Below are 21,012 nucleotides of genomic sequence, written 5' to 3' on the forward strand. Positions count from 1 at the left end.
TGGGACACGCGTCCCTGTGAGAGTAGGACGTTGCCAGGCACATCAAGGACAACCTGAAAAGGTTGTCCTTTTTTGTTATGGAGAGAAAGGAAAATATACCGACGGACAAAATTCCATGCGTGAGGTGGAGAAATGTCTATCGAAGGGATACCGACGGACAAAACTCCACACGTCAACAGGAAAACTGTCCATCGGAATGGGCCCGACGGACAAAACTCTCTAAGTATATAGAAAAATGTCTATCGGAAGGATTCCAAAGAATATTGGCGGATAATTAAACAGGTGTACAGAGCCCAGACTTGGAAAAAGGAGTAGCACGTAACTAAAAAGTGTCACGATGTATAAGCCAAAAGGTTGTTTTTTTGTGTTTACTTAATAAGGACAGTAACAATAGTAAAAAAGTACGAAATGTTTTCAAAGAAATTGCGAATAGACATACACCCAAACGTGAACTGCTACATACTATATTAATTAAGATGGCGCGAAAAAGAGTATTCGAAAAATTGTATACAATTAAAAACTTCCGGGCAGAATGGATGTATGGAGGTGGAGGGATTGAGTTCATTTTTAGCACAGAAATATCATCAGGAAATGTGTGTTATTTGTGAGAATTTAAAACCAAAAGGCATACATCTATATACTTCGTTTATTTGTACAGAATGTGAAAATGATTTAATACAAACAGATACAAAGGATCCAAAATATAAATATTTTCTCAAACAGCTGAAAAAAATTACAACTCCAGAAATTTTTTCATAAAAGTCCATTATGGGCTTATTTTTTTGCAGTCAAATGAGAAAGGGGATTGTTTTTTTGTTAAAATAGATAAGACTCTTAGAAGGAAGTAAACGAATGAATAAACAATCAAAAACACCGTTATATGATGCTCTAATCCAACACATAAACAAAAGGCCAGTTTCCTTTCATGTCCCTGGACATAAATATGGTGAATTGCTTCAACCTGAAGCCTACCGTTATTTCCAGAATATCTTAAAAATAGATGCGACCGAATTATCGGGTTTAGATGACCTGCACTCACCTGAAGGAGTGATTCTAGAGGCAGAAGCACTATTAACTGACCTTTACCAGACGAGAAAAAGTTATTTTCTTGTTAATGGTTCAACCGTTGGCAATCTAGCAATGATCATGGCAGCATGTGAAGAGGGCGAAAAAGTCCTCGTCCAAAGGAATTGTCATAAATCTATTTTAAATGGTTTAAGTTTAGCAAAAGCGGTTCCCATTTTTCTAGAGCCTGAATTTAATCAAGAGTGGAAAATTCCCTCTGGAATCGATTTAGAAACAGTCAAAGAATCTATCAAATTATATCCTGATGCAAAGGCACTCATTCTGACCTACCCCAACTACTATGGATTGGGATATGCATTACAAGAAATAATAAATGAAGCACATCGGCACAATATTCCTGTACTAGTGGACGAGGCTCACGGACCGCACTTGATTCTTGGAGCTCCATTTCCGCCTTCTGCGCTTCAATTGGGTGCAGACATTGTGGTTCAATCCGCACATAAGATTCTCCCAGCAATGACAATGGGCTCCTACCTACATATTAATAGTGATATGGTCAATAGGAATAAGCTAGAGGAGTACCTTGCTATGTTCCAATCAAGCAGTCCGTCTTATCCGATTATGGCATCCTTGGATTTGGCGAGGAACTATTTAGGTACATATACGCAAGAAGATGTAACATTTCTTTTAACTGAAATCAGACGTTTTAGGAACGAGTTAGCGAATATTCCTGCGATTAGGGTGCTTGACTATCCTAAAGAGAGTGGCGATCCTCTAAAAATAACCATTCAGTCTAGATGCCATTTAAGTGGATTTGAACTTCAAAGGCGGCTGGAAGAATCAGCAATTTTTACAGAATTAGCCGACCCGAATAATGTACTATTTATTCTGCCCTTACTTAAAGACAGGCAAAGCTTTCCGTTTAAAGAAACTCTTTTGAAAATAAAACAGGCACTAGCTGGATTGTCGGTATATGCTTCTTATGAGATATTTGAAACAGCTAGCCAGAAAATCTCCAATTTAGCGATTACCTTCAAAGAAATGGAGAATTTAGAGATAGAAGAACTACCAATATCTAAAGTTCTAGGAGAGGTATGTGCCGAAACGATTATTCCATACCCGCCAGGTATTCCTTTGCTGTTAAAGGGAGAAAGAATCACAAATGACAAGCTTAGTCAGCTTAGCCGCCTATTACAAACCGGAGCAAGGTTTCAAGGAGGAGCTTTATTAAAAGAGGGTTGCATAAAGATTTTTTGCACAGCCTAAGAGAGCGTGATACAGTTTTGGAGGTTTATATAGATGAATAATGGTACGTTTATTACATTTGAGGGACCGGATGGTGCAGGTAAGTCAACCATTATTGAAATGGTGGCAAATCAGCTTGGAAAAAATGTACTTCTAACCCGAGAACCAGGTGGTATTGATATCGCAGAACAGATTCGAGCTGTTATATTAGCTAAAGAGAATACGGCCATGGACCCACGGACAGAAGCATTACTCTATGCTGCTGCTAGAAGACAGCATTTAATAGAAAAGGTAAAACCAGCACTAGATGAAGGGAAAATAGTGTTGTGTGACCGGTTTGTTGACAGTTCTTTAGCATACCAAGGTTATGCACGCGGATTGGGAATTGATGAAGTGTTTGCGATTAACCAATTTGCAATTGAAAATTTGATGCCTGAGTTAACAATCTACTTTGATATCGAACCAGAGTTAGGGCTGCAGCGAATCAATAAAAATACAGGCCGGGAAATCAATCGTTTAGATTTAGAAAACCTGGAATTCCACAAAAAGGTAAGTGAGGGATACCATCTATTAATTGACCGTTTTCCAGAGAGAATACGGTGCATTGATGCCTCAGGTACTGTCGAAGAGGTTTTTCAGCAAACGTTAAAGATCATCGAAGAATCACTAGCAAAAAGAAAGCCTTATTAAAGGGCTTTTTTTTATCCTAAAGAATCTGTCATTACGAATGTAAGGAGCTCTGTTACCTGTTATAATATAGGAAACGAAACTAGTAATAAAAAAGGAGAGGGTGGTTCGGATGAAAATGATCATAGCTGTCGTACAGGATCAAGATAGTAATCGATTATCAAAGGCACTAGTAGATAATAATTTTAGAGCAACCAAATTAGCTAGTACAGGTGGATTCCTTAAGTCAGGCAACACGACCTTTATGATTGGTACAGAGGATATCCGCGTGGACCGGGCCCTCCAGATTATTAAGGATAACTGCAGGTCTAGAGAGCAGTTAGTCGCCCCCGTTTCACCGATGGGCGGTAATGCTGATTCGTATGTTCCATATCCAGTTGAAGTCGAGGTTGGCGGAGCCACCGTATTCGTCCTTCCAATCGAACAATATATGCATTTTTAATTATGTTAAAGCGCTTTGCTGATTTTGACACTCTGTTGATTGGAGCGGAAGGCATGAAGACTCCTGCGGGAGGCTCCCCGGACCGCCCGCGGAAAGCAAAGTGTCTGGAGCGGAAATCAACAGACAAATATAAATGCGCTTTAATATTAAAATAATAGATCCGTTATTATAATAAAGTTAGTGAGTGATGAACTTGGGAAAATCATGGGAGCAACTAGAAGAGCTTCAGCCAACTGTCTTAAAAATGTTAAAAAACAGTTTAGTGAAAAATCGAGTGGCCCATGCATACCTTCTTGAGGGCATCAGAGGGACAGGTAAGCGGGAAATAGCCTTGTTACTAATAAAATCGTTATTTTGTGAAGCTATCATTGATCAGTACCGACCATGCGAGGAATGCAACAATTGCCGGCGAATCAATCATGGGAACCATCCCGACGTACATATTGTCGAGCCGGAGGGATTATCGATTAAGGTTGACCAAATTAGAAACTTGCAGGTGGAGTTTTCTAAAAAGGGACTAGAATCTTTGAAAAAGGTTTATTTACTTGTTCATGCCGATAAGATGAGTGTCAGTGCTTCCAATAGTTTACTGAAATTCTTAGAGGAACCAAATCCCGGGACGGTTGCCTTTCTCTTAACAGAGCAACCGCAAAAGATATTACCAACTATCCTTTCTAGGTGCCAAATACTAACATTCCATCCATTATCACCACAAGTGATGATTAAACAATTGGTGGAAAACGGTGTAGAACCGCAGAAGGCTCCATTGCTAGCACAATTAACCAACAGTTTAGAAGAAGCCCAAAATTTAAATGTCGATGAATGGTTTGCACAAGCCCAAAAAATAGTGGTAAAATTATATGAGGTGTTGAAAAAAAATCCGCTAGAAGCAATGGTAACGCTTCAGGCTGACTGGTTTTCACACTTTAAAGAGAAAGAACAGATACATCGTGGTTTAGACCTTTTACTTCTTATTTTTAAGGATTTACTATATATACAATTAGATAGGCAGGAGCAGATTGTTTTTCGAGAGGAAAGCGAACGGCTGCGACAATTTGCCCTGCATACATCTGGACGGCGCATATCGGATCAAATGTCAGCTATCCTTGATGCAAAGAGGAAGCTGGAGAGGAATATGAATCCTCAGCTGATGATGGAACAGCTTGTGTTAAAATTGCAGGAGGGATCTTCATTTGTATGATGTTGTAGGAGTACGCTTTAAAAAGGCGGGGAAAATCTATTATTTTGATCCAGGGGAACTCTCCATCGAAAAAGACGACTTTGTCATTGTCGAAACAGTTCGTGGAGTGGAATATGGCAAAGCAGTAATTGCTCGTAAACAGGTTGAGGAGCATGATGTTGTCCTTCCACTCAAAAAAGTGGTTAGAATTGCCGACCCGAAGGATAAGATGATCGTTGAAGAGAATAAGCAAGCAGCAAAAGAAGCTTATGAGGTTTGTAATGAAAAAGTGAATGAGCATCAGCTGGATATGAAACTAGTCGATGTTGAATATACATTTGATCGAAACAAAGTGATCTTCTATTTTACTGCTGATGGAAGAGTTGATTTCCGTGAACTTGTAAAGGATTTAGCAGCTATTTTCCGGACGAGAATTGAATTACGCCAGATTGGTGTCCGTGATGAAGCGAAAATGCTAGGCGGTATTGGTCCATGTGGAAGAATGTTATGCTGTTCCACCTTCTTAGGGGATTTCGATCCCGTTTCGATCAAAATGGCAAAGGACCAAAACCTATCATTAAATCCTACAAAAATATCCGGATTGTGCGGCAGATTGATGTGCTGTTTAAAATATGAAAATGATGAATATGAATCTGCTAAAGCATTGCTGCCGGATTTAGGGGAAATCATTGAAACACCGCAAGGTAAAGGAAAAGTAGTAGGATTAAATATATTAGAGCGGGTACTACAGGTTGAACTGAAGGAACAGGAACGCGTTCTGGAGTATACCTTGGAGGAAATCAATAAAGAAGGTGCCTTTTCTATACAATCCACAGATTAACGAGGTGGAAGCCGTGGATAAAAAAGAAATATTTGAATCAGTAAGTAATATGGAAACACAAATTGGCCATCTTTACCAAAAGCTAGGAGAATTAAAGCAGCATTTAGCCGAGATACTAGAAGAGAATCATTATTTAAAGCTCGAAAATGAACATTTGAGACGCCGTCTAGATGTAACAACCGAAGAGGAAAAGAAAGAAACAGAGAATAAAAAAGGGTCATCAGTACCCGAGACGTCTGGTGTAAAGCCATTTGATGTAGGGGAAGGATATGATAACCTTGCCCGTCTATATCAAGAAGGTTTTCATATTTGTAACCTTCATTTTGGAAGTTTGCGCAAAGAAGGCGATTGTTTATTCTGCCTTTCCTTTCTAAATAAGAAATAACTTTAAGAGGCTGAAAATAATCAGCCTCTATTTTCATACATTTTGTTGGAGGATGGAAACCTTGGTTAACTTAAAGGAAGATGAGCGGTTAGATTATTTGTTAGCAGAAAACTTACGGATTATCCAAAGTCCGTCCGTTTTTGCCTTTTCCCTTGATGCAGTTTTACTTGCAAGATTTGTTTATGTTCCGATTCAAAAAGGAAACTTAATTGACCTATGCAGCGGGAATGGTGTGATTCCTTTATTTTTAAGTGCACGTACGAAAGGACAAATAACTGGCGTTGAAATACAGGAACGATTGTACGATATGGCCGTCCGAAGTATTGAATATAATCAGCTAGAGAGCCGGCTGAAAATGATTCATGGTGACATCAAGGAGATTCATAAGCAACTGGGGCATGGCAAATTTGATGTTGTTACATGTAATCCACCCTATTTTACTACACCTTCTAAGGAAGAAATGAACCCGAATGAACATCTAGCCATCGCTCGCCATGAAATTCTTTGCACATTAGAGGACGCGGTTAAGGCCTCGAGTCAATTAGTGAAACAAGGCGGAAAGGTGGCCTTTGTCCACCGGCCTGGTCGACTGTTGGATATCATTACATTGATGAGAGAATACCGGCTTGAACCAAAACGGATTCAATTTGTTTATCCGAAGAAGGGAAAAGAAGCAAATACTCTTTTGATAGAAGCGATTAAGGATGGCAGTCCAGATTTAAAAATTCTCCCACCATTATTTGTCTATAATGAAACTAATGAATATACTTCAGAAATTAAAGAGATTCTATATGGAGAAAAATGAACATTTCTTTTATGTGCTTACCTGTAAGGACGGGAGTTTGTATGGTGGATACACGAATAATCTGGAAAAGCGGATCAAGATGCATAATGAAGGAAAAGGGGCAAAGTATACACGGGGTCGGGGACCAGTCGAACTTACATACTATCAATGTTATGAAAATAAAGGCGATGCACTAAGGGCAGAATACAATTTCAAACAATTAACTAGAAAGAAAAAAGATGAATTCTTAATAAGAGAAACAGGTGATAGCCATGTGGCAGCAAAAGAGCTTTGAAAATGAGGCAACAAAAGGGATTTTATATCTAATCCCTACCCCTATAGGGAATTTAGAAGATATGAGTTTCCGGGCCATTCGATTATTAAAAGAGGCAGACCTAATTGCTGCTGAAGATACCCGAAATACAAAGAAACTGTGCAATTACTTTGAAATTGGAACACCTGTGGTCAGTTATCATGAACACAATAAAGAAACAAGCGGTGATAAATTGATTCAAAAGGTAAAGGAAGGGTTAAAAATTGCCCTTGTAAGTGATGCGGGTATGCCTGCAATTTCTGACCCTGGTTATGAGTTAGTGTTAGCCGCTACGCGGGAAAAGGTAACAGTGGTTCCTTTGCCAGGTGCAAACGCCGCATTGACCTCATTAATTGCTTCAGGGTTGCCGTGTCAGCCATTTTACTTTTTTGGATTTTTAAATCGAAATAAAAAGGAGAAGCGTTTGGAATTAGAAGCTTTAAAGTGGCAGTCAGCAACGTTAATCTTCTATGAATCTCCGCACCGGTTAAAAGAAACCTTATCAATTATGGTTGATGTGCTGGGAAATCGGAATGTGGCCATATGCAGGGAATTAACGAAAAAGTATGAGGAATTTATTCGAGGAACAATCGATGAAGTAATCGCCTGGACTAATCAGGATGAAATTCGCGGGGAGTTTTGTTTAATAGTTGAAGGCACAGATCAGCAGCAGGAGGAAGCACCGAGCTGGTGGCAAAACTTAACACTTGAAGAACATGTTAATCATTATATTTCTGAAAAAAATATTCCTTCAAAGGAAGCGATTAAGCTAACGGCGAAAGACCGAGATATGAATAAAAGAGATGTGTATCAAGCCTACCATGTCGAATGATAAGTGATCATTTGAACAATATAAAAGCTCCAGCAAAGTGCTGGAGCTTGTTCTTATTTTACTAATTCAAAATTGTTTTGGATTTCTTGAATTAATTGTTCTGCACCTTCACGGCTTAGAATCAATTTACCGCCAGCAAGAGATAAATTATCATCAGATACTTCTCCTGTTACTTGGCAAGTCATATTTGGCTTGTATTTCTTTAAGATGATACGCTCATCATCCACATAAATTTCAAGAGCATCTTTTTCAGCGATACCAAGAGTACGTCTTAATTCGATTGGAATAACCACACGGCCTAACTCATCAACTTTACGAACGATACCTGTAGATTTCATTTTTACTGCTCCTCTCATATTATAAACATATTTTTTTCTCTATCTATTTCTTCGTCATTATTCGACAAATTTTTCATAACCCTATAATACAAGAAATTCCCATATCCGTCAATTATTAAATTATGAAAAATAATAGTACAAAAGTTTACGTTAAATAAGTGTTGATTTGGCAACATTTTATCTGAAGATTTACTAAAAACTACCATAATAATATTATTGTTTTTTAGTAGGAACATTCGTTCGACTTGATAACATTCGACAAATTCCTGCATATTTTGTTACTATTGAACTACAAATACTTCGAAGTACGTAAAGCGTTTATGGGTGTAATAGTTAATAATTTTAAAAATCTGGAAGTTAACGATCGCGTGTCTCCTTGCACAAAAGTTGAATTTTAGGTATATTTTGATGATAGAGACGGGAAAAACAGGCAATAATGGTTTAATAGGGTTGTGCACTCGCCAACCATTGGAGGGATACAATATGGAGAATAAATTAAAGACTTTTTACCTGACGACACCGATTTACTATCCTAGTGGAAATTTACATATTGGGCATGCTTATACAACTGTTGCAGGCGATGCGATGGCACGATATAAGCGGTTGCGCGGCTTTGATGTTATGTACTTAACTGGGACGGATGAGCATGGACAAAAGATCCAACGGAAGGCAGAAGAGGCGGGGATTACTCCGCAACAGTATGTGGATGAAATTGTTGATGGTATTCAAGAGTTATGGAATAAACTTGATATTTCCTATGATGATTTTATTCGGACAACTCAGGATAGGCATAAACAGGTTGTCGAAAAAATCTTTGCAAGACTCCTTGAACAAGGAGATATTTATCTCGATCAGTATGAAGGCTGGTATTGTACACCGTGTGAATCCTTTTTTACTGACCGGCAGCTAGTGGATGGGAATTGTCCGGATTGTGGCAGACCAGTTGAAAAGGTTAAAGAAGAATCTTACTTTTTCAGAATGAGTAAATATGTTGATCGTCTATTGCAGTATTATGAGGAGAATCCTGATTTTATCCAGCCTGAATCCCGTAAGAATGAGATGATTAATAACTTTATCAAGCCAGGTTTAGAAGACTTAGCTGTATCGAGGACAACGTTTGATTGGGGAGTAAAGGTGCCTGGCGATCCAAAACACGTTATCTATGTTTGGATTGATGCACTGTCTAACTATATCACAGCACTCGGGTTTGGGACTGAAAATGATGCTAAATACAAAAACTATTGGCCAGCTGATGTACATCTTGTTGGGAAGGAAATTGTTCGTTTCCATACTATCTACTGGCCAATTATGCTCATGGCTTTAGATCTTCCACTTCCAAAGAAGGTTTTTGCCCACGGCTGGTTGTTAATGAAAGATGGAAAAATGTCCAAATCGAAGGGGAATGTGGTTGACCCTGTCACCCTGATTGACCGTTATGGTCTCGATGCTCTTCGTTATTATCTATTAAGAGAAGTTCCATTTGGAGCAGATGGCGTCTTTACACCAGAAGGATTTGTTGAACGAATTAATTTTGACTTAGCAAACGATCTTGGAAATCTTTTAAATCGTACCGTTGCGATGATTGAAAAGTATTTTAACGGGGTTATTCCTGATTATGCTGGTTCTGTAAGTGAATTTGATGCGTCACTCCTGCAAGTGAATCAAGAAACTGTTCATAAATATGAGGAAGCAATGGAGAAAATGGAATTCTCTGTAGCGCTAACAGCGATTTGGCAATTAGTCAGCCGAACCAATAAATATATTGATGAAACTAAACCGTGGACATTAGCGAAGGACGAGGCTAATCGCGTGGAACTAGCTAGTGTAATGGTCCATTTGGCTGAATCATTACGTAGAATTGCTATTTTACTACAACCGTTCCTAACACGTACGCCAAATGCGATTTTTGCACAGTTGGGTATTCAAGAGGAATCGTTAAAAGCATGGGAAAGCCTTGCTGATTTTGGCTTGATTCCAAATGGAACAAAGGTTGAGAAGGCTGCGCCAATCTTCCCAAGGCTTGAAATTGCTGAAGAAGTAGACTTTATTAAGACGAAAATGCAAGGCTCAGCCCCAGCCCCAGCAGCGGAAGAAAAGAAAGAAGAAAAGCCAGAAGAAAAGCCAGAAGAACAACCTGAAGAAATAGCTGAAATTGCGATTGATGATTTCATGAAAATTGATTTGCGCGTCGCTGAGGTCATTCAAGCGGAGCCGATTAAAAAAGCAGATAAACTCCTTAAACTTCAACTTGATTTAGGGTATGAAAAACGTCAAGTTGTTTCAGGAATTGCTCAATATTATAAGCCCGAAGAATTAGTCGGCCGTAAGGTGATTTGTATTACGAATCTAAAACCTGTCAAACTGCGCGGTGAATTGTCACAGGGCATGATCTTAGCTGGCTCAAAAGATGGCCAACTTTCCCTGGCAACAGTCGACCAGACATTAGCAAACGGTGCTAAAGTAAAATAATAATATAGGTTAAGGCGCCTGATAAGGGCGCTTTTACTTTTGGTTATATCCAGCTACAGTGCCTAGGGCTCGGGGGCATAAGCCACTGATCAAGGCGCTTCCGCCTTTAGATGTTCCACGTGAAACAAATTTCGGGACATTTCCTTTTTTATTTTATCTTTTGACATTAAACAGCCTTAAGTGCACAATTTAGAGAAAAATAAGGAAACGAGGTTCTAGGTTATTATGCTATTCGACACACATGCACATTTAAATGATACCCAGTTTAACGAAGACTTAGAAGAAGTGATTGGAAGAGCGGAACGTGAAGGAGTCACCCATATGGTGGTTGTCGGATTTGATCGTCCAACCATAGAGCGAGCTATGCAATTAGCTGAAACCTATGACTTTATTTATGCTTGTGTTGGCTGGCATCCAGTTGATGCGATTGACATGACGGAAGAAGATTTAGTGTGGATAGAAGAATTAACTGCCCATCCAAAGGTTGTTGCGATTGGTGAAATGGGCTTGGATTATCACTGGGACAAATCTCCGAAGGATATTCAAAAGGAGGTTTTCCGGAAACAAATTAGGCTGGCTAAAAAGGTGAAACTGCCGATCGTTATTCATAATCGCGAAGCTACCGCAGATATCGTGGGAATTTTAAAGGAAGAAGGTGCAGAAGAGGTAGGCGGTATTATGCACTGCTTTAGCGGCAGTCCTGAAGTGGCGATGGAATGTGTCAAAATGAACTTCTACATATCTTTAGGTGGTCCAGTGACCTTTAAAAATGCTAAAAAGCCGAAAGAAGTAGCAGCTGAAGTACCTTTAGATAGGCTGTTAATCGAAACGGATTGCCCTTATTTAGCTCCCCATCCGTACCGTGGAAAAAGGAATGAGCCTAGTTATGTAAAACTAGTAGCTGAACAAATTGCCGAAATAAAAGGGTTGACATTCGAAGAAGTGGCGGAAGCAACGACACGAAATGCTAAAAAATTATTCGCCATAAAATGATAGGGAAATTTGTCGAAGTGAGTGGAAGCTTGTCTTAAAATTTAATGATAACAAAAAGTTCTACACGTCTCCTTTTCTACATAGGATAACCGTGTCGAGAAGTTTCTCTTTGCAAATATTCTAACTTTGTGCATAATTAGAAATACCCTCGCAGAGTATGCAAGGATAGACAGCCGACAGCATGGTTCATTAATCTCTCTAAGAAAAGGAGGCGTTTTTCATCGTATTCAATACCATGAAAAACCTGTTTCCCCAGTCTTTGAGCCGGAAGACATTGACCATTGCTTTTGCTAGTTTCGTAGTTTTGTTGACATCTCTTGGAATTCTTTTTTATGAAGGGTCAAAGAAAACTGTTGCCATCACTCTTAACAATCAGCAAAAGGTCGTAAAGACACATGCGGATACAGTCAATGAATTATTAGATGAAATGGATGTATCCATCCGCTCACAGGACTATTTGCAGCCAAAGGCGAACTCAAAGGTGAAGGACCACCTTATGGTCGTATGGAAGCAAGCTAAACAGGTTCACATTGTCAAGGACAACGAGAAGAAAACGATCTGGACGACAGCTGATTCTATCGCTGGACTCCTAAAAGAGCAGAAAATTGTTTTGAGCAAGCATGATGAAATCTCACCTAGTCCGCAAGCAGCAATTAAAGATAAGATGAAGGTTGGAATAAAGAAGGCGTTTCATCTTACATATGTTGACGGCGGTAAAAAGCAACAAGTTTGGGCCACTTCGGCTACGGTCGCTGACTTTTTATCACAACAGGGCATTAAGCTAAACCAACTAGACCGAGTTGAACCGTCATTAACAGAAACCATCGCTAAGAATGGTGTTGTTAACGTCATTCGAGTTGAAAAAGTCACCGATGTAGTGGAAGAACCTGTTCAATTTGCTGTGGTAACCAAGAAGGATGAAAGTTTAGAAAAGGGCAAGGAAAAAACCATTACCAAGGGTAAAAAGGGCCGCATTTCTAAACAGTTTGAAGTCTGGCTTGAAAATGGCAAAGAAGTATCTAGAAAATTAATAAGTGAGCAGAAGATTGCAGAAAAACAAGATAAAGTTGTGGCTGTCGGAACGAAGGAATTATCAATACAAGTTTCCCGTGGTGCCGCTAATGAGCCGGGAAAAGAGTTTTATGTGACTGCAACTGCCTATACAGCGTATTGCAATGGGTGTTCAGGAAGAACAGCAACCGGACTTAATCTCCGTGCGAATCCGAACATGAAGGTAATCGCGGTTGACCCGAGAATCATTCCGCTTGGATCAAAGGTATATGTTGACGGTTATGGTTACGCTGTGGCGGGTGACACAGGCGGTGCCATTAAGGGATATATCATTGATTTATTCATGCCATCAAAAAGTGATGCATACCGCTGGGGCCGGAAAAAAGTGAAAATTAAAGTACTAGATTAATTTCCTTAATGCAGAGGGTCCTATCCTCTGCATTTTGCTTTTTTCGTAAATTTCTTTATACTAACAACGATACTTATAAAATTAGTATACCCCGTTAAGAGTGGGCATAAACTTTTCTTACTTAATTGTATGAATCTGTTTGATAATATAGACGAGGGACATTACAAAAATGTTTCAAGTTTTTTTCAATTTTTTATTTTTTTATTACGGAGGCCTACATTAACAAAATGAAGATTAAAGAAATTATTGTTGTTGAGGGCAAGGATGATACAACAGCGATTAAACGAGCAGTTAATGCTGATACAATTGAAACAAATGGGTCGGCTGTAAATGGGACTACCATAGAAAAGGTACGGCGTGCGCAAGAGACAAGAGGCGTAATCATCTTTACCGATCCCGATTTTCCTGGTGAGAAAATTAGGAAGACAATTGCTGAAGCTGTCCCTGGTTGTAAACATGCTTTTTTAACAAAGGAAGCGGCGATGGGAAAAGTCAGCGAAAGCCTTGGTGTGGAGCATGCCAGTCCAGAAGCAATTCAAGAGGCACTAAAGGATGCCCAGGTTATGAGTGAGACGTATACAGAAGAAATAACACAAGAGGACTTACTTACCGCTGGACTTGTTGGCGGCGAAGGAGCGAAAGAGAGAAGAATCATCCTGGGTGAATTTTTAAAAATAGGATATACAAATGGGAAACAGCTCCATAAGCGCTTAATGATGTTCCAAATCAGTAAACAAGAATTTTCAGAAGCACTAAGGGTTGTACGTCAGGAGGAACTACATGAATAACAAAGATATTGCTACCCCGGTAAGGACAAAAGAAATTTTAAATAAATACGGTTTTTCATTTAAGAAGAGCCTTGGTCAAAACTTTTTAATCGATACAAATATTTTAAAAAAGATTGTCAGTTTTGCGGATCTCACAGAAGATTCTGGTGCGATTGAAATCGGACCAGGTATTGGTGCGCTTACTGAGCAGCTGGCCCGGACGAGTAAAAAGGTGGTTGCATTTGAGATCGATCAACGGTTATTACCTATCTTAAAGGATACGTTATCACCATATCAAAATGTAAATATCATTCATAACGATGTGCTAGAAGCAGACGTTGCCGAAGTCATCACAGAAGAATTCGCTGAAATTACCGATGTTATGGTTGTAGCTAATTTACCTTATTATGTGACTACGCCAATCATTATGAAACTTCTTGAAGAGCATTTGCCAATCCGCGGGATTGTTTGTATGCTTCAAAAAGAGGTGGCAGACCGTATTTCAGCAAAGCCTGGGACAAAAGATTATGGTTCTCTTTCCATCGCTGTTCAGTATTACACAGAGGCTGAGACAGTCATGATTGTCCCAAAAACAGTATTTGTCCCACAGCCAAATGTTGATTCAGCAGTTATTCGATTGACAAAGAGGGAACAACCAGCGGTTAAAGTGACCGATGAAGCGTTCTTTTTCCAAGTGACAAGGGCAAGTTTTGCACAACGCCGGAAAACCCTGCTTAATAATCTAACAAGCCAGCTGCCAGATGGAAAACAAAAAAAGGAGGAAATCCTTCAAGCCCTAAGTGCCAGTGGGATAGATCCTACCCGAAGAGGCGAGACCCTATCCCTAGAAGAATTTGGCCGTTTAAGCGAAGAATTATATCCGTTTTTCCAATAGACCCTCGCAAAGGGTCTATTTTTTTTACTATGTGAATTTCGACACACTGTTGATTGGCGCGGAAGGCACGAAGACTCCTGCGGGAGTACGGGGCAGGGGAGACCCCGCAGGAGCAAAGCGACGAGGAGGCTCGCCGGCACGCCCGCGGAAAGCGAAGTGACTGGAGCGCCAATCAACAGACTAAATTAATGGACCTTTTCACAAAAAGTTAGGTAGATGCATAGCCTATGAGAGAAACCTTATTTAGGCCTATTTGCTGGTCTTATTGGAGTGACGACAGTGGATATAAAGATAAATGATATTGTCGGCAGAAGCTCGTATAACTGTGATATTCTCTTTCGTATAATTGATGTCCGAAAAATAAATGACCAGAAGTTTGCAGTCCTATATGGAGAGGATTTCCGCCTCGTAGCAGATGCCCCATACGAGGATTTGGTTGTTATTGACCATAATCAAAGAGCCAAGCTGAAGAATGAATACCGGACATTGGAAGAGCAGTCATTTCGGCTGTTTACTCAAGATGTAGAATTAATCAAGCACCGGCAGGAATACGCGGCGACTGGCGGCTATGCAAAACCAAGTAATTATTTTCAAATGCCGGGGAGGGTTCTCCATCTAGATGGTGATCCATCCTATTTAAAGAAATGTATGACGGTATATGAAAAAGTGGGGATACCTGTTATGGGTATACACTGTAACGAAAAGGAAATGCCTGAGCGAATTGGTGCCCTGATTGATACTTATCGTCCCGATATTCTCGTGATCACTGGTCATGATGCATATTCAAAAGCAAAAGGGAAGATGACAGATATTAATGCGTACCGTCATTCAAAACATTTTGTTCAAACGGTTAAGGAAGCACGGAAAAGAATCCCCCACTTGGATCAGCTCGTCATCTTTGCTGGTGCGTGTCAATCACATTTTGAATCATTGATTCACGCCGGGGCAAATTTCGCTAGTTCACCAGAAAGGATTAACATTCATGCACTGGACCCGGTGTATATTGTTGCTAAAATAAGCTTTACACCTTTCATGGAACGAATCAACGTATGGGATGTATTACGGAATACCTTAACAGGTGAAAAGGGACTTGGCGGGATTGACACAAAGGGAGTGTTAAGAACAGGGATGCCTTATCGGCCAATCCAAGAAGAGGAAGATGAATAAGCCTTTCCAATATGAAAAGGCTTATTTTTTTATTTTATGGCCGATACATATTCCCTCGCAATTTAAGGCAAGCTAAAAATGTTGAATTTTAGTAGAAAAAGTAGAACAAAACATATTGACAATCTTTTTGTTTGACTGATATAATTTATGTTTTTGTTTGACATAACTATGTCAGTGTGTTATACTTTACACAGTGAGGTGGACCGAATGCCAAAAACCTTAGCCGATATTAAGAAGGCTCTTGACACAAATTTAGGGAAAAGATTACTGCTTAAAGCCAATGGTGGACGTAGAAAAACCATTGAACGTTCCGGTGTTTTAGCAGAAACTTATCCATCTGTTTTTGTTATTGAATTAGATCAGGATGAAAACTCATTCGAACGTGTTTCTTACAGCTATGCGGATGTATTAACAGAAACAGTTCAAATCACTTTCTACGAAGATGCATCAGGACATTTAGCCTTAAATTAGTATATAAGCAATCTGCAGCAGTAAACGAATGTTTACTGCTTTTTGCTATTTATAAAAGCGAAAGTTACTAGCTGATTATAGAGAGATCGTGCAATGTAATCCATCATAAATACCAATTTCTTTCCCATACTAATAATGCTGCAGTATGAAAGGGGTTGTTTAGATGGGCAGAAGAAGAGGAATAATGTCCAGTCACTTTAAAGAAGAGTTGGCAAAGGAACTTGGATTTTATGATGTTGTTCAAAAAGAAGGATGGGGCGGCATAAAGGCAAAAGATGCAGGGAATATGGTTAAGCGTGCCGTTGAACTTGCACAAGAACAGTTAGCCAATCGGAGTCCTAGAGGTTAACTTCTAAAAAAGGCACTTCCGCTTATAATTTTAATCAATCACATACTGCAGCGAGACCAGAGGAACATGTTCCTCTGGTCTTTTTTTTCTCCAAAATCTGACTTTATTTTTATAAAATATATAATAAATTATGAAATTTGATAGGATTTCGTATATCTCACGTCTTACTTTTATCATTTTGTGGTAAAATAGGACAAAATGTGGATTTTCGGAAACAGTGGATTATACAGAAGTAGGTGGACGTAGTGAAGCTTTTAGTAAAAGCACCGGCCAAAATTAATTTAGCATTAGATGTTCTACACAAACGCCCCGATGGTTTCCATGAGGTGGAAATGATTATGACCACGATTGATTTGGCGGACCGGGTAGAGTTAGAGTTATTAAATGAAGATAAAATACATATCCTTTCTCACAATCGCTATGTTCCTGATGACCAGCGTAATTTAGCTTTTCAGGCTGCACAGCTCTTAAAAGATCGATTCCATGTCAAACAAGGTGTGATGATTTCGATTGAAAAAACCATTCCGGTCGCAGCTGGACTTGCGGGGGGAAGCAGTGATGCTGCAGCCACCTTAAGAGGTTTGAATAAGCTTTGGAATCTTGGATTAAACATGGATGAATTGGCCGAACTTGGCAGCGAAATTGGGTCGGATGTTTCTTTTTGTGTTTATGGTGGGACAGCCTTGGCAAAGGGGAGAGGGGAAATTATTACACAAATACCCGCCCCGCCGACATGCTGGGTCATCCTGGCAAAGCCCTTTATAGGGGTGTCAACAGCTGAAGTATACCGAAGGCTCGATATTAATGAAACGGTCCATCCTAATATCGCTGGTATGATTGAAGCAATCCATGAGCGTGATTACCAAAAGGTATGCGGCAACGTTGGGAATGTCTTAGAAGAGGTAACGTTAAACCTTCATCCTGAAGTTGCACTCATTAAGGAACAAATGAAACGTTTTGGTGCGGATGCAGTCCTAATGAGCGGGAGCGGGCCGACCGTGTTTGGAATTGTTCAGCATGATTCAAGAATGCACCGAATTTATAACGGATTAAGAGGATTCTGTGATCAAGTATTTGCTGTCCGAATGTTAGGAGAACGACACTCACTTGATTGAAGACGTACGAAAATGGTATCCTTAAGTTAGAATATTCGTGTTTTTGGGGGCTTGTTATGAAATTTCGCCGCAGCGAACGATTGATTGATATGACAAATTACTTACTGGACCATCCTCGACAATTAGTTCCGCTTACCTTTTTTGCCGAACGTTATGACTCTGCGAAATCGTCAATTAGTGAAGATTTGGCGATCATCAAAGAGACGTTTGAAAACAGAGGAATTGGAACGATCCAAACCGTGCCTGGGGCATCTGGCGGGGTAAAATTCTTTGTAAAAGTAAGCCATGAAAAAGCGGTGCCTTTTATCAATGAATTGTGTGATCTGATTGCCAACCCTGACAGGTTGTTACCTGGAGGATATTTATACTTAACAGATATTTTAGGCAATCCGCAGGTGGTCCAAAAAGCAGGGCGCATTATCGCCTCTGCTTATACCGACGCAAAAATAGATGTGGTTATGACTGTAGCCACAAAAGGAATTCCACTTGCCTATGCCGTGGCAAGTCAGTTGAATGTTCCTGTTGTGATCGTCCGAAGAGATAGTAAGGTTACCGAGGGTCCGACTGTTAGTATTAATTATGTGTCTGGTTCAACGAAAAGAATACAAACAATGGTCCTTTCAAAACGAAGTATGAAAGAAGGTTCCCGTGTCCTGATTGTGGATGATTTTATGAAGGCTGGCGGAACAGTTATGGGTATGATCAGCCTGCTTGAGGAATTTAATGGCCATCTAGCAGGAATTGCTGTGTTAGTAGAAGCAGAAAAAATACAAGAGAGGCTTGTCGATGAATATACTTCGCTCGTACAATTAGCTGATGTAGATGTCAAAGAAAAGCAGATTAATGTCCAAGCAGGTAATTATTTAAAAAAGTAGATGGAGGGAATTTTTATGAAAATAATTCAAACTAATCAAGCACCGGCTGCAATTGGCCCATATTCTCAAGGAATTATTGTTAATAATCTGTTCTATAGCTCTGGACAAATCCCATTGACAGCTGAAGGGTCTTTAGTAACAGGCGATATTAAAGAACAAGCTCACCAAGTATTTCAAAATTTACAGGCGGTATTAACAGCTGCAGGTGCATCATTTGAAACAGTGGTAAAGACCACAGTATTTATTAAAAATATGGATGATTTTGCTGCATTAAATGAGGTCTATGGTGAATACTTCTCCATTCACAAACCTGCGCGTTCATGTGTCGAGGTTGCTCGATTGCCGAAGGATGTATTAGTGGAAATCGAAGTGGTCGCACTCGTTAAATAATAGATTAGATTTTTCATTCCATAGTGTTCACTATTTCGCCCTAATTTTTCAAAAATATTTTGAATATAAAGAAGGATTTTTGAAAAGATTGTTGAATTTATTTACTTAGCTTTTTATCTAAAGAAAAGGGTGTGAGCACATGGAAGTAACTGACGTAAGATTACGCCGCGTTAGCACAGATGGAAGAATGAGAGCGATTGCATCAATCACTTTGGACAATGAGTTTGTCGTTCATGACATTCGTGTGATTGACGGAAATAACGGTTTATTTGTAGCTATGCCAAGCAAACGTACTCCTGATGGAGAATTTCGTGACATTGCGCATCCAATCAATTCAGGAACACGCGGTAAAATCCAAGAAGCAGTTTTGGCTGAGTACCACCGTCTAGGCGAATTGGAAGTAGAATTTGAAGAAGCCGGAGCTTCCTAAGGATTTTTACAACTAGGGCCTTTCTTCTATGAAGGCTCTTTTTATTGTGCAAAAGGCACTTCCTCCCCTCATCAGCCTCTTATCTTTCTCTCAATCTTAAATTATTTAATTATTACAAAAATAGACACTTCCTTCACATACCTTGAAAAGAGCGTTCAATTACGTTAATATTTTTAGTGGATAAAAAGGTTAATTGGAGGACTGTTCATGTCTAATCGTTATGCTGTGATTTTAGCCGCGGGACAAGGGACGCGGATGAAATCTAAGCTATATAAAGTATTACACCCAGTATGCGGAAAACCAATGGTCCAACATGTGGTTGACCAAATAGCGAAACTTAATATAAAAGAAATTGTCACAGTTACTGGTCATGGGGCAGAAATGGTTCAGGCACAATTAGGTGACAGCAGTCAATATGCTCTTCAGGATCAGCAGTTAGGAACTGCCCATGCTGTAGGCCAAGCGCAGAATATCCTTGAAGGCAAAGCAGGAGTAACGATTGTTGTATGTGGTGATACTCCTTTAATTAGAGCAGAAACAATGGAAGATTTATTTAAACACCATGAAGAATTAGGAGCAAAAGCGACGATTCTTACAGCAAGAATTGAAGAACCGACTGGATACGGCCGAATTATTCGTAACGCTGACGGTTTGGTAGAAAAAATTGTTGAACACAAAGATGCCTCTGAAGATGAAAGAAAAATCAATGAAATTAATACAGGAACCTATTGCTTTGATAATACAGCCTTATTTGAAGCGTTAAAGAATGTTTCGAATGACAATGTACAAGGCGAATATTATTTGCCTGATGTCATTGAAATTTTAAAGAAGCAGGGGGAAGTGGTTACAGCTTTCCAAACAAATGAATTTGAAGAAACACTAGGTGTGAATGACCGTGTGGCTCTTGCAGAAGCAGAGCGAATTATGCGCGCTCGAACAAATGCAGCTCATATGAGGAACGGAGTAACTATTATTGACCCTGCCAATACCTACATTGAAACAGATGTTGAAATCGGGCAGGACACTGTGATCTATCCAGGAACGTTGATTAAAGGCAAAACCGTGATTGGATCTGAATGCCACATTGGACCAAACTCAGAAATAGATTCGTGTGAAATTGGTGCGGAAACGGTAGTCCGGCAATCAGTTGCACATAATAGTTCTATTGGTGCTAATGTCAATATTGGGCCATTTGCTCATATTCGCCCAGATTCGACAATAAAAGATGAAGTGAAAATAGGCAACTTCGTGGAAATTAAAAAAGCTGTCTTTGGAAAAGGAAGCAAAGCCTCCCATTTAAGTTATATTGGTGATGCAGAGGTAGGTTCTGATGTGAACATCGGCTGCGGTTCCATAACAGTTAATTACGACGGAAAAAATAAATTTTTAACTAAGATTGAAGATGGAGTCTTTATTGGCTGCAATTCAAATCTAGTTGCCCCTGTTACTATTGGAAAGGGTGCATATGTGGCGGCAGGTTCGACGATTACGAAAGATGTACCAGGCGATGCCTTATCGATTGCCCGGGCACAGCAAGTGAATAAGGAAAATTACGTCCAAAAGCTGAATCTAAAGAAATAAGTGAATGATTTTAGGAG

The 21,012-nt window shown here is 39.6% G+C and carries 27 protein-coding genes; 26 read left to right on the forward strand and 1 reads right to left on the reverse strand.

The features are described from left to right. The 12 genes from FS608_RS30975 to rsmI form a co-directional block, all read left to right on the forward strand. Positions 1 to 223 (forward strand): hypothetical protein (locus FS608_RS30975; protein ID WP_222127412.1); only part of this gene is annotated, 223 nt, incomplete at its 5' end. A gap of 317 nt (positions 224 to 540) precedes the next feature. Next, positions 541 to 759 (forward strand): sigma factor G inhibitor Gin, encoded by a 219-nt coding sequence (locus FS608_RS26775; RefSeq protein WP_098576744.1) that lies wholly within the window; start codon positions 541 to 543, stop codon positions 757 to 759. 93 nt (positions 760 to 852) lie between these two features. Further along, positions 853 to 2,292, forward strand: a complete 1,440-nt coding sequence (locus FS608_RS26780) for an aminotransferase class I/II-fold pyridoxal phosphate-dependent enzyme (RefSeq protein WP_144555593.1) — start codon at positions 853 to 855, stop codon at positions 2,290 to 2,292. Between the two features lie 33 nt (positions 2,293 to 2,325). Next, entirely contained in the window at positions 2,326 to 2,961 is a 636-nt protein-coding gene (gene tmk / locus FS608_RS26785) for a dTMP kinase (protein ID WP_144555594.1), read from the forward strand. Positions 2,962 to 3,070: 109 nt separating this feature from the next. Beyond that, on the forward strand, positions 3,071 to 3,400 hold the full coding sequence (locus FS608_RS26790; protein ID WP_144555595.1) for a cyclic-di-AMP receptor: 330 nt from the start codon (positions 3,071 to 3,073) through the stop codon (positions 3,398 to 3,400). A gap of 2 nt (positions 3,401 to 3,402) precedes the next feature. Then, positions 3,403 to 3,555 carry a hypothetical protein gene (locus FS608_RS30980; RefSeq protein ID WP_222127413.1) on the forward strand — a complete coding sequence of 51 codons (153 nt, stop codon included), beginning with the start codon at positions 3,403 to 3,405 and terminating at the stop codon, positions 3,553 to 3,555. 38 nt (positions 3,556 to 3,593) lie between these two features. Further along, a complete protein-coding gene (holB, locus tag FS608_RS26795) occupies positions 3,594 to 4,601 on the forward strand; it encodes a DNA polymerase III subunit delta' (RefSeq protein ID WP_144555596.1) in 1,008 nt (335 codons plus the stop codon). Beyond that, positions 4,594 to 5,421, forward strand: a complete 828-nt coding sequence (locus FS608_RS26800) for a PSP1 domain-containing protein (RefSeq protein ID WP_098576747.1) — start codon at positions 4,594 to 4,596, stop codon at positions 5,419 to 5,421. Before holB ends, FS608_RS26800 begins: the two co-directional genes overlap by 8 nt. Before the next feature lie 13 nt (positions 5,422 to 5,434). Further along, complete coding sequence (gene yabA / locus FS608_RS26805) at positions 5,435 to 5,806, forward strand: DNA replication initiation control protein YabA (protein ID WP_026565484.1); 372 nt, start codon at positions 5,435 to 5,437, stop codon at positions 5,804 to 5,806. Positions 5,807 to 5,858: 52 nt separating this feature from the next. Continuing rightward, on the forward strand, positions 5,859 to 6,611 hold the full coding sequence (locus FS608_RS26810; RefSeq protein WP_186328912.1) for a tRNA1(Val) (adenine(37)-N6)-methyltransferase: 753 nt from the start codon (positions 5,859 to 5,861) through the stop codon (positions 6,609 to 6,611). Next, entirely contained in the window at positions 6,598 to 6,885 is a 288-nt protein-coding gene (locus FS608_RS26815) for a GIY-YIG nuclease family protein (RefSeq protein ID WP_144555598.1), read from the forward strand. The genes FS608_RS26810 and FS608_RS26815 overlap by 14 nt, the downstream gene beginning before the upstream one ends. Then, complete coding sequence (rsmI, locus tag FS608_RS26820; protein ID WP_144555599.1) at positions 6,863 to 7,735, forward strand: 16S rRNA (cytidine(1402)-2'-O)-methyltransferase; 873 nt, start codon at positions 6,863 to 6,865, stop codon at positions 7,733 to 7,735. Before FS608_RS26815 ends, rsmI begins: the two co-directional genes overlap by 23 nt. 53 nt (positions 7,736 to 7,788) lie before the next feature. On the opposite strand, the gene FS608_RS26825 is transcribed toward rsmI, so the two are convergent. Continuing rightward, on the reverse strand, positions 7,789 to 8,073 hold the full coding sequence (locus FS608_RS26825) for a transition state genes transcriptional regulator AbrB (protein ID WP_026565480.1): 285 nt from the start codon (positions 8,071 to 8,073) through the stop codon (positions 7,789 to 7,791). A 483-nt stretch (positions 8,074 to 8,556) separates the two neighbouring features. On the opposite strand from FS608_RS26825, the gene metG reads away from it, so the two are divergent. The 14 genes from metG to glmU all read left to right on the forward strand — a co-directional run bounded on the left by metG (position 8,557) and on the right by glmU (position 20,995). Beyond that, positions 8,557 to 10,542, forward strand: a complete 1,986-nt coding sequence (gene metG / locus FS608_RS26830; protein WP_144555600.1) for a methionine--tRNA ligase — start codon at positions 8,557 to 8,559, stop codon at positions 10,540 to 10,542. Positions 10,543 to 10,767: 225 nt separating this feature from the next. Continuing rightward, positions 10,768 to 11,535 (forward strand): TatD family hydrolase, encoded by a 768-nt coding sequence (locus FS608_RS26835; protein WP_144555601.1) that lies wholly within the window; start codon positions 10,768 to 10,770, stop codon positions 11,533 to 11,535. Between the two features lie 235 nt (positions 11,536 to 11,770). Beyond that, the gene (locus FS608_RS26840) at positions 11,771 to 12,955 is read left to right on the forward strand and encodes a G5 and 3D domain-containing protein (protein WP_144555602.1); all 1,185 of its coding nucleotides are present in this window, start codon (positions 11,771 to 11,773) and stop codon (positions 12,953 to 12,955) included. Between the two features lie 227 nt (positions 12,956 to 13,182). After that, on the forward strand, positions 13,183 to 13,743 hold the full coding sequence (gene rnmV, locus FS608_RS26845; protein ID WP_144555603.1) for a ribonuclease M5: 561 nt from the start codon (positions 13,183 to 13,185) through the stop codon (positions 13,741 to 13,743). Then, positions 13,736 to 14,617 carry a 16S rRNA (adenine(1518)-N(6)/adenine(1519)-N(6))-dimethyltransferase RsmA gene (gene rsmA / locus FS608_RS26850; RefSeq protein WP_144555604.1) on the forward strand — a complete coding sequence of 294 codons (882 nt, stop codon included), beginning with the start codon at positions 13,736 to 13,738 and terminating at the stop codon, positions 14,615 to 14,617. The genes rnmV and rsmA overlap by 8 nt, the downstream gene beginning before the upstream one ends. Before the next feature lie 31 nt (positions 14,618 to 14,648). Continuing rightward, entirely contained in the window at positions 14,649 to 14,777 is a 129-nt protein-coding gene (locus FS608_RS31505; protein WP_260871837.1) for a hypothetical protein, read from the forward strand. 119 nt (positions 14,778 to 14,896) lie between these two features. Further along, a complete protein-coding gene (gene yabG, locus FS608_RS26855; RefSeq protein ID WP_144555605.1) occupies positions 14,897 to 15,784 on the forward strand; it encodes a sporulation peptidase YabG in 888 nt (295 codons plus the stop codon). A 207-nt stretch (positions 15,785 to 15,991) separates the two neighbouring features. Then, the gene (gene veg, locus FS608_RS26860; protein WP_066249244.1) at positions 15,992 to 16,255 is read left to right on the forward strand and encodes a biofilm formation stimulator Veg; all 264 of its coding nucleotides are present in this window, start codon (positions 15,992 to 15,994) and stop codon (positions 16,253 to 16,255) included. A gap of 163 nt (positions 16,256 to 16,418) precedes the next feature. Then, the gene (locus tag FS608_RS26865) at positions 16,419 to 16,604 is read left to right on the forward strand and encodes a small, acid-soluble spore protein, alpha/beta type (RefSeq protein ID WP_144555606.1); all 186 of its coding nucleotides are present in this window, start codon (positions 16,419 to 16,421) and stop codon (positions 16,602 to 16,604) included. 245 nt (positions 16,605 to 16,849) lie between these two features. Further along, on the forward strand, positions 16,850 to 17,719 hold the full coding sequence (ispE, locus tag FS608_RS26870) for a 4-(cytidine 5'-diphospho)-2-C-methyl-D-erythritol kinase (RefSeq protein WP_144555607.1): 870 nt from the start codon (positions 16,850 to 16,852) through the stop codon (positions 17,717 to 17,719). Between the two features lie 56 nt (positions 17,720 to 17,775). Beyond that, positions 17,776 to 18,594, forward strand: coding sequence for a pur operon repressor (purR, locus tag FS608_RS26875; protein ID WP_144555608.1), 819 nt, complete (start codon positions 17,776 to 17,778; stop codon positions 18,592 to 18,594). A 15-nt stretch (positions 18,595 to 18,609) separates the two neighbouring features. After that, the gene (locus tag FS608_RS26880; RefSeq protein WP_144555609.1) at positions 18,610 to 18,984 is read left to right on the forward strand and encodes a RidA family protein; all 375 of its coding nucleotides are present in this window, start codon (positions 18,610 to 18,612) and stop codon (positions 18,982 to 18,984) included. 139 nt (positions 18,985 to 19,123) lie between these two features. Further along, a complete protein-coding gene (gene spoVG, locus FS608_RS26885; protein WP_026565468.1) occupies positions 19,124 to 19,414 on the forward strand; it encodes a septation regulator SpoVG in 291 nt (96 codons plus the stop codon). A gap of 207 nt (positions 19,415 to 19,621) precedes the next feature. Continuing rightward, complete coding sequence (gene glmU / locus FS608_RS26890; protein ID WP_144555610.1) at positions 19,622 to 20,995, forward strand: bifunctional UDP-N-acetylglucosamine diphosphorylase/glucosamine-1-phosphate N-acetyltransferase GlmU; 1,374 nt, start codon at positions 19,622 to 19,624, stop codon at positions 20,993 to 20,995. Positions 20,996 to 21,012: the final 17 nt, after the last annotated feature.

It is taken from the genome of Bacillus sp. X1(2014) (assembly GCF_007678255.1).